The following is an 8035-nucleotide window of genomic DNA, read 5'->3' as shown; positions in this document are numbered from 1 at the left end:
AGCGCCTCGGCGTCGGCGGCCAGTTCGCCCCAGGTGCGCGGGGCGTCGTCGATCCCGGCCTTGGCGAACAGCTTCTTGTTGTAGAAGAGCACGCGGGTGGACGCGGCGAACGGCATCCCGTACGAGGCCCGCCGTACCTTGCCCGCGTTGGCGAGCTGGCCGAGGAAGTTGCCCTGGACGGGTATGGAGAGCAGGTCGTCCACCTCGTAGAGCTTCCCGGCGGCGGCGTAGTCGGCGAACGTGCCGATCTGCGCCATGTCGGGGGCCTCACCGGCGTCGACCATCTTCTTGACCTCGCGGTCGATGTCGTTCCAGGAGTGCACGGTGACGTCGATCTCGACGTCGGGGTGGTCCTTCTCGTACGCCGTGACGAGGTCGTCCCAGTACTGCTGGGAGCTGTTGGCCTTCGAGTCGCCGTAGTCGGCGGCCACCAGTTTCAGGGTGACCTTCTGCCCGTCCGTCTCCCCGGCGCCGCAGCCCGCAAGCGTGGACATCAGCCCCAGCGCGGACAGTGCCGCGAGTGTCGAGGTGGTCCTGATGTGGGTCTTCGTCCGCCGCTGTCGCACTCGTACTGCCCCAAACCTGTCGCGCTTATCGAACGGGCTTCGAACAAAACAGCCTGGATCACAGGCCTGCGCCCAAGCCCGTTAATCCTTCAACTTCTTGAACTTCTCCATAAGGTCTACACCACGTGAGTGGACTAGACCTCTTGAGGGTACACGGGCCACACTGTCCCTCGTGAGACATGTCATCGCCCTCGATGTGGGCGGCACCGGGATGAAGGCCGCGCTGGTCGGTGCGGGCGGCGAGCTGCTGCACCAGGCGCGCCTCGCCACCGGCCGCGACCGCGGGCCGGACGCCGTCGTGGCGTCGATCCTCGACTTCGCCGCCGAGCTGCGCGGCCACGGCGAGCGGCACTTCGGCGAGCCCGCGTCCGCCGCCGGTGTCGCCGTGCCCGGCATCGTCGACGCCGAGCGCGGCGTCGCCGTCTACGCGGCCAACCTCGGCTGGCGCGACGTACCGCTGCGCGCGCTCCTCGCCGAGCGTCTCGGCGGCATACCGGTCGCCCTCGGCCACGACGTGCGCACCGGCGGTCTCGCCGAGGGCCGGGTCGGCGCGGGCCTGGGCGCCGACCGCTTCCTCTTCGTGGCGCTCGGCACGGGTATCGCCGGCGCGATCGGCGTCGAGGGCCGGGTCGAGGCGGGCGCGCACGGCTTCGCCGGCGAGATCGGCCACATCGTCGTACGCCCCGGGGGAACCCCGTGCCCCTGCGGTCAGCGGGGCTGTCTGGAGCGCTTCGCCTCCGCGGCGGCCGTCAGCCAGGCCTGGGCCGCCGCCACCGGCGACCCCGGCGCGGACGCGGCGGACTGCGCGCGGGCGGTGGAGTACGGCGACCCGCGGGCCCGCGGCGTCTGGCAGGAGGCGGTCGACGCCCTCGCCGACGGCCTCGTTACCGCGATCACCCTGCTGGACCCCCGCACCCTGATCATCGGCGGCGGCCTCGCCGAGGCCGGGGAGACCCTGTTCACCCCGCTGCGGGCCGCCATCGAACACCGGGTGACCTTCCAGAAGGTCCCCGCACTCGTCCCGGCGAACCTCGGTGACACGGCGGGCTGCCTCGGCGCCGGCCTCCTGGCCTGGGACCTCCTCACGGACACCACCCCCACGACCCCCACGGACGCTTCGGAGGCAACCCCCTGATGCCAGCCCAGCAGGACTTTTCCGCTTCCGGTCCGAGCAGCCTGCCTGAAGGGGCGCGGTCAGCCGCGCGGCAGGCCCCCACGCGCCCGTGGCCCCCGTCCACAGCGGGGCCCTACGTGCTGGAAGGCGTCGACGTCGTCCTCCCCACCGGCATCGTCGAGAACGGCCGGGTCGTGGTCGACGGCACCCGGATCGCCGAGCACGCCCCCGCCGACGCCCCCGTCCTTGCGGCCGACGGTCTGTGGGCCGTCCCCGGTTTCGTGGATCTCCACAACCACGGCGGCGGCGGAGCCTCGTTCACCTCGGGCACGGTCGAGGACGTCCTGCGGGGCATCCACACCCACCGTCTGCACGGCACCACCACCCTCGTCGCCTCCACCGTCACCGGCGACATGGACGGCCTCGCCCACCGCGCCGGGCTCCTCTCCGAACTCGCCGAGCAGGGCGACATCGCGGGCATCCACTTCGAGGGCCCGTTCATCTCCCCGTGCCGCAAGGGCGCCCACTCCGAGGCGCTGCTGCGCGACCCGGACCCGGCGGAGGTCCGCAAGCTGGTCGACGCGGCACGCGGCAGGGCGAGCATGGTCACCCTGGCCACCGAACTTCCCGGCGGCCTGGACTCGGTACGGCTCCTCGCCGAGCACGGCGTCCTCGCGGCGATCGGGCACACGGACGCCACGTACGAGCAGACCGTGCGGGCCATCGAGGCGGGCGCGACCGTGGCCACGCACCTGTTCAACGCGATGCCCCCGCTGGGCCACCGCGCCCCCGGCCCGATCGCGGCGCTCCTGGAGGACGAGCGGATCACCGTCGAGCTGATCAACGACGGCACGCATCTGCATCCGGCCGCCCTCCAGTTGGCGTTCCGTCACGCGGGCGCGGAACGGGTGGCGTTCATCACCGACGCGATGGACGCGGCCGGCTTCGGCGACGGCCGCTACATGCTCGGCCCGCTGGAGGTGGAGGTCGCCGACGGGGTGGCCCGCCTGGTGGAGGGCGGCTCCATCGCCGGCTCGACCCTCACCCAGGACCGCGCCTTCCGGCGGGCGGTCACCCTCGACGGCCTCCCCGTCGAGTCCGTCGTCGCCGCGCTCTCCGCCAACCCGGCCAGGCTCCTCGGCCTGGACGACCGGATCGGCTCCCTGGAGCCGGGCAAGGACGCCGACATCGTCCTCCTCGACGCGGAGTTCACGGTGAAGGGCGTCCTGCGCAAGGGCACCTGGGCGGTGGACCCCTTCACGGACTGAGCCGACGGCCGACGGCGAACGGGCCACGGCCGACGGCGGACGGTGGCCGTTAGCGGGGGGCCGGTGGCGGACGGCCGGTGGGTTCGATCGATCCCCAACCGGACCGATCCGCCCCTTTGTTGGCGGGTGGTGCGGAGTGCGGCGGTTGGCCCCGGGGACTGGGCCGACCGCCGCTCTTTTGGCATGATCGAGCCTCCGCAACAGCTGTCGCCGAGCGCATTCTGAGGTCAACGAAGACCGAACGCGTCGCGCCGTCGAATTCGAGGGGGTAGCTCCGGGTGATCCTCACGGTCACGCTGAACACCGCTCTCGACATCACCCACCGCGTACGGGCCCTCAGGCCCCATGCCACGCACCGGGTGACCGAGGTGATCCAACGCCCCGGCGGCAAGGGCCTGAACGTGGCCCGCGTGCTCGCCGCCCTCGGCCATGAGGTGACGGTCACCGGCTTCGTCGGCGGCGGCACCGGACGCGCCGTCCAGGAAGGGCTCGCCCGGACGGCGGGCATCGTGGACGCGCTGGTGCCGGTGGCGGGCGCGACGCGCCGGACGATCGCGGTCGTCGACGCCACCGGTGACACGACTCAGCTCAACGAACCCGGGCCGATCATCACCCCGGCCGAGTGGTCCGCGTTCCAGGAGGCGTACGAGGTCCTGCTGCGCTCCGCCTCGGCGGTGGCCCTGTGCGGCAGCCTGCCGCCGGGGGTGCCGGTGGGGGCGTACGCGGGCCTGATCCGTACGGCGCGCACCCTGGCCGTCCCCGTCCTGCTGGACACCAGCGGTGAGCCGCTGCGGCGCGGGGTGGCGGCACGCCCCGACGTGGTGAAGCCGAACGCCGAGGAACTGGCCGAACTCACCGGCTCCCACGAGCCGTCGCGCGCGACACGTGACGCGCGCCGCCGGGGTGCCCAGGCGGTCGTCGCCTCGCTCGGCCCCGACGGTCTCCTCGCCCACACGCCCGAGGGCCACTGGCGGGCGACCCCGCCCCGCCGCTTCCGCGGCAACCCCACCGGCGCCGGCGACGCGGTGGTCGCGGGCCTCCTGTCGGGCCTGGTCGAACACCTCCCCTGGCCCGACCGCCTCACCCGGGCGACAGCCCTGTCGGCGGCGACCGTACTGGCCCCGGCAGCGGGCGAGTTCGACCAGCGGGCGTACGACGAGCTGCGGACGCAGGTGGCGGTGACGGGCGAGGTCAGCGCGGCCTGAGAGGGCTGGACCCGCTCAGGACCTCAGTTGCTCTTCTTCCAGCCCTTTTCCAGGTACATCTGGTCGAAGTTCACGTCGCAGGAGTTGCCCTGCTCGCAGGAGATCTTGACCTCGTTGGTGCCCTTGTTGAGCTGGACGAGCGCGAAGGTGTTCGTCCAGCCCTTCTCGTAGTCGCCCTCGGGGCCCTTCGAGAAGTTGGCCAGGTTGAGGGGGCGGGTCTGGGCGGTGCCGTTCACCGAGAGGGTGGCGTTCTGGTCCTTGCCCGGGACGCCGTAGAGGACGTACAGCGTGTACTTGCCCCCAGACGGAACGTCCTCGATCTTCCACGTCACCGACGACCCGACCGAGTTGAAGTTGCCGACGTAGAAGCCGCCCTCGGACTTGGCGCCTGGGATGTCGGAGGCGACCGTGGCGTTGCCGCCGAGTTGGAGGGTCTTGGCCTCCGCCTTGGGGAGTTCGCCGGGCTTCTGCTCGGTCTTCTTGGTCGTCGACGGGCTGGGCTCGGTGTTCTGATCGGCCGTCGGCGTGGTCGAGGGGCCGCCGGCGTTGTCGTCCGCCTTGTCGTCCCCGCCGATCATGGCGACGCCGATGCCGATCACCACGGCGGCCACGACGGCGATCGCGCCGATCAGCAGCCCCTTGGTGTTGGGGCCGCGGCCGCGCCCGCCGCCCCCGCCGCTGCCGTACGACTGCTGGCGGGTCGTCTCGGCGCCGCCGGAGAAGGACTCCGGGGCCTGGTAGTGCGCGTTCGGCTGGCCGTAGCCGTTCTGCTGCGGGACCTGGCCGTACGCGGCGGTGGGGGCCTGCTGGGCCGCGGACGGCTGCTGGGTCTGCTGCCCGTACTGGCGCTCACCGACCGGCCGCACCCGGTTGACGGCGTTGGGGTAGCCGTAGCTTCCCGTGGGCGGCTGGGCGCCACGGGCCTGGCCGTCGGCGTAGAGGTAGCCGAACGGGTCGTCGTCCTCGGGCGTGCTCGCGCCGTTGTTGCCGGGCGTCATCCCTAGGTCTCCTCAGCGGTGCGGTACATGCGGCGTACGGGTGGCGGTTCTTGCAACAGGGGTGTAGGAGAGCGAGCCTACCCGCTCACGCTGAGCCAAACGGGTGACTCAGCCCTCGTGGCCTGAGTCACCATCGCGCCGGGAGGCCCCTCATCGGGGGCCTCACCAGCGCTTTTCCCGGATTGGCGGGCTACTGCCCGGCTCTGGTCATCCGGCCCGCCGATGCTGTTTGGGACGAGATCGTTTCTCGACGTACATCCGCTCGTCAGCCGATTTCAACACCTCGTCCGCCGTCATCCCGCAGTGCGCCCATCCGATGCCGAAACTGGCGCCGACGCGCATCGCGCGGCCGTCGACCCGGATCGGCTGGATGATCTCGTTGCGCAGGCGTACGGCGAGGTCCTGGGCGTCGGCGCGGCCGAGCCCGTCGGCAAGGACGACGAACTCGTCACCGCCGAGCCGGGCGACGGTGTCGCCGTCGCGGACGCCCCGGCTGAGCCGACGGGCCACCTCGATGAGGACGGCGTCGCCCGCGTTGTGCCCGAACCGGTCGTTGATCGACTTGAACCCGTCGAGGTCGCAGAAGAGCACCGCGAGCCCCTTGGTGCCGTCGTCCCGCTCACTCTCGGGCGCCACGGTGTGCACATGGTGGTCGAAGGCGTCGTACGGCCCGGTGGCCGCGTGGAAGTCGAAGGCGTGCGCCCCGTTCCCGCCGGCCTCGTACGCGTCGAACGACGGGTGCGGTAGGGGGACGGCGGGGTGCTGGGCGGACGGGTGCTGGGCGATCCCGAAGTCGCCGTACTGCCCGAAGCCGTCTGTGAGGCCGTCCCCGAAGTTCTCCCCGAAGGTGGCGTCCATGGAGTCGGCCGCCGCGCCGGCCGGGAGCGCCTGGGGGCGCTGGCAGATACGGGCGGAGAGCCGGGAGCGCAGCTCCGCGGAGTTCGGCAGGCCGGTCAGCGCGTCGTGGGAGGCGCGGTGGGCGAGCTGGAGCTCGCGGCGCTTGCGCTCCTCGATGTCCTCGACATGGGTGAGCAGGAATCGGGGCCCGTCGGCGGCGTCGGCCACGACGGAGTTGCGCAGGCTGACCCAGACGTACGTGCCGTCGCGGCGCCCGAGCCGCAGCTCGGCCCGGCCGCCCTCGGCGGAGGTGCGCAGAAGGGTGCCGATGTCCTCGGGGTGGACGAGGTCGGAGAAGGAGTACCGGCGCATGGCGGACGCGGGCCGCCCGAGCAGCCGGCACAGCGCGTCGTTGGTCCGCAGGATCCGGCCGTGCTGGTCCCCGCCCATCTCGGCGATGGCCATCCCGCTCGGGGCGTACTCGAACGCCTGGCGGAAGGATTCCTCGCTGGCCCGCAGCGCCTGCTGCTCCCGTTCGAGCCTGACCAGTGCGCGCTGCATATTCGCACGTAGACGCGCGTTGCTGATGGCGATGGCGGCCTGGAAGGCGTACATCTGGAGCGCCTCGCGCCCCCAGGCGCCGGGCCGCCGGCCGTTGCGCGGCCGGTCGACGGAGATGACCCCGAGCAGCTCACCGCAGGAGGCGCCGCCGGCGCCGGGGGTGTACATCGGCGCGAAGAGGCGGTCGGAGGGGTGCCACTCGTCCTCGAAGCGGGGCGCGGGCCCGTCGGTGTACCACTGCGGTACGTCGTCCTCGTCGAGGACCCAGCCCTCGGTGTGGGGTATGAACCGCAGGTCGCCCCAGGACTCGCCCATGTTCAGCCGGCGGTCCCAGGAGGCGCGGGAGCCCACGCGGCCGGTGATCAGTGCCTCGGCGGCGGAGTTCCCGGAGAGGGCGGCGACGACGAGGTCTCCGTCGGGGCGGACGAGGTTGACGCACGCCAGCTCGTACCCCAGGCCGTTGACCACACCGTCGGCGACGGTCTGCAGCGTGTCGGCCAGGCTGCGTGCGGTGTTCATGTCCGCCATCACCTGGTGCAGCTGCCGCAGCGTCGTCAGACGGACGTAAGGCTCCGACTCGGTTTCCATTCGCCCTCCCCCCGAGATCTTGTGGCAGCTCCAGGCTCCAGGGTTGCTATCCGGCGTAACTCATGGGCTTACTACCGCTTACAGTTCCTGCTTACAGCTTGCAGCGTCCCCGCCACTGAATCACAGCGCGAAGCCCACTCGGTACACAGGGTCAACAAAATATGGCTCCTGTGACTCAAGTCACAACAAAACATGAGCAATTGAGTGGAGTTTATGCGTTTCCACCGTGCGCTTCCTGAACAGAATTCAGGACTCTGTGTAGGCCCTGTGCGCGGTGATGACCGAGTGCGATGACGGGGTAGACAGATTCTTTTGAGCCAACGCCGAGCACGCGGCGCGGCCGGGGCCGAGGGGTGCGACCTAGGTCGCAGGACCGGCCCGGAGGTGGATCTCCGGCCGGATGTGGCGGCCCGGCGGCACGGACTAGCGTGCGGACGTGTCGAAGCCCTCAGCCACCCCGGCCTCCCCCGCACCGCCCCTGTCCGCGCTGCCGGCGACATGGCCGCCCCGCACGCCCCCTGAGGCTCACCCTTCCCTGCCCGGCGGGCATCCTGAGGGGGTGAGCGAAGACGAGTTCCGTGCGGTGATGTCCCGGCTGGCGGCGGGTGTGGTCCTGGTGACGGCGCACGAGGCGCAGCCGGATCCCGAGGGGCCGCGCGGCGAGGACGTCGGTATGACGGCCACGTCGTTCATGTCGGTGTCCCTCGACCCGCCCCTCGTCCTGGTCAGCCTCCGCGAGGGCTCCCGGATGGACGACCTCCTCGCCGAGCAGCCGCTCTGGGCCGTCTCCCTGCTCTCGGAGCACCAGCGCACCATCGCGGGCCGCTTCGCCATGAAGGGCCGCGTGAGCGACCGCCTGCTCTTCGAGTCCGTCCCCCACACCCCCGGCCCCCTGACC

7 protein-coding genes are annotated in these 8035 nt (G+C 71.7%); 4 read left to right on the top strand and 3 right to left on the bottom strand.

Going from position 1 to position 8035, the window contains the following annotated elements; translation table 11 throughout:
- On the bottom strand, positions 1-494 hold a 494-nt coding region (locus tag AOK15_RS26835; protein ID WP_240508607.1), incomplete at its 3' end, for an ABC transporter substrate-binding protein.
- Positions 495-738: 244 nt separating this feature from the next.
- Between AOK15_RS26835 and AOK15_RS26830 the strand changes: the two genes are divergently transcribed.
- From AOK15_RS26830 to AOK15_RS26820, 3 genes are all read left to right on the top strand, one after another.
- Entirely contained in the window at positions 739-1701 is a 963-nt protein-coding gene (locus tag AOK15_RS26830) for an ROK family protein (RefSeq protein ID WP_055520933.1), read from the top strand.
- Positions 1701-2948, top strand: a complete 1248-nt coding sequence (nagA, locus tag AOK15_RS26825; protein WP_079058726.1) for an N-acetylglucosamine-6-phosphate deacetylase — start codon at positions 1701-1703, stop codon at positions 2946-2948. Before AOK15_RS26830 ends, nagA begins: the two co-directional genes overlap by 1 nt.
- Positions 2949-3226: 278 nt before the next feature.
- Positions 3227-4153, top strand: a complete 927-nt coding sequence (locus AOK15_RS26820) for a 1-phosphofructokinase (RefSeq protein WP_055520931.1) — start codon at positions 3227-3229, stop codon at positions 4151-4153.
- A gap of 23 nt (positions 4154-4176) precedes the next feature.
- Here AOK15_RS26820 and AOK15_RS26815 read toward each other — a convergent pair whose 3' ends face one another.
- Both AOK15_RS26815 and cdgB read right to left on the bottom strand, forming a co-directional pair.
- Complete coding sequence (locus AOK15_RS26815) at positions 4177-5151, bottom strand: CBM35 domain-containing protein (RefSeq protein WP_055520930.1); 975 nt, start codon at positions 5149-5151, stop codon at positions 4177-4179.
- Between the two features lie 207 nt (positions 5152-5358).
- On the bottom strand, positions 5359-7137 hold the full coding sequence (gene cdgB / locus AOK15_RS26810) for a diguanylate cyclase CdgB (RefSeq protein ID WP_055520929.1): 1779 nt from the start codon (positions 7135-7137) through the stop codon (positions 5359-5361).
- A 559-nt stretch (positions 7138-7696) separates the two neighbouring features.
- Here cdgB and AOK15_RS26805 point away from each other — a divergent pair.
- On the top strand, positions 7697-8035 hold a 339-nt coding region (locus AOK15_RS26805; RefSeq protein WP_055520928.1), incomplete at its 3' end, for a flavin reductase family protein.

It is taken from the genome of Streptomyces ossamyceticus (genome assembly GCF_001418475.1).
Classification (GTDB): Bacteria; Actinomycetota; Actinomycetes; order Streptomycetales; family Streptomycetaceae; genus Streptomyces; species Streptomyces ossamyceticus.
Note: the sequence above shows the minus strand (reverse complement) of the source record. Positions and strands in the feature narration are given on the sequence as shown.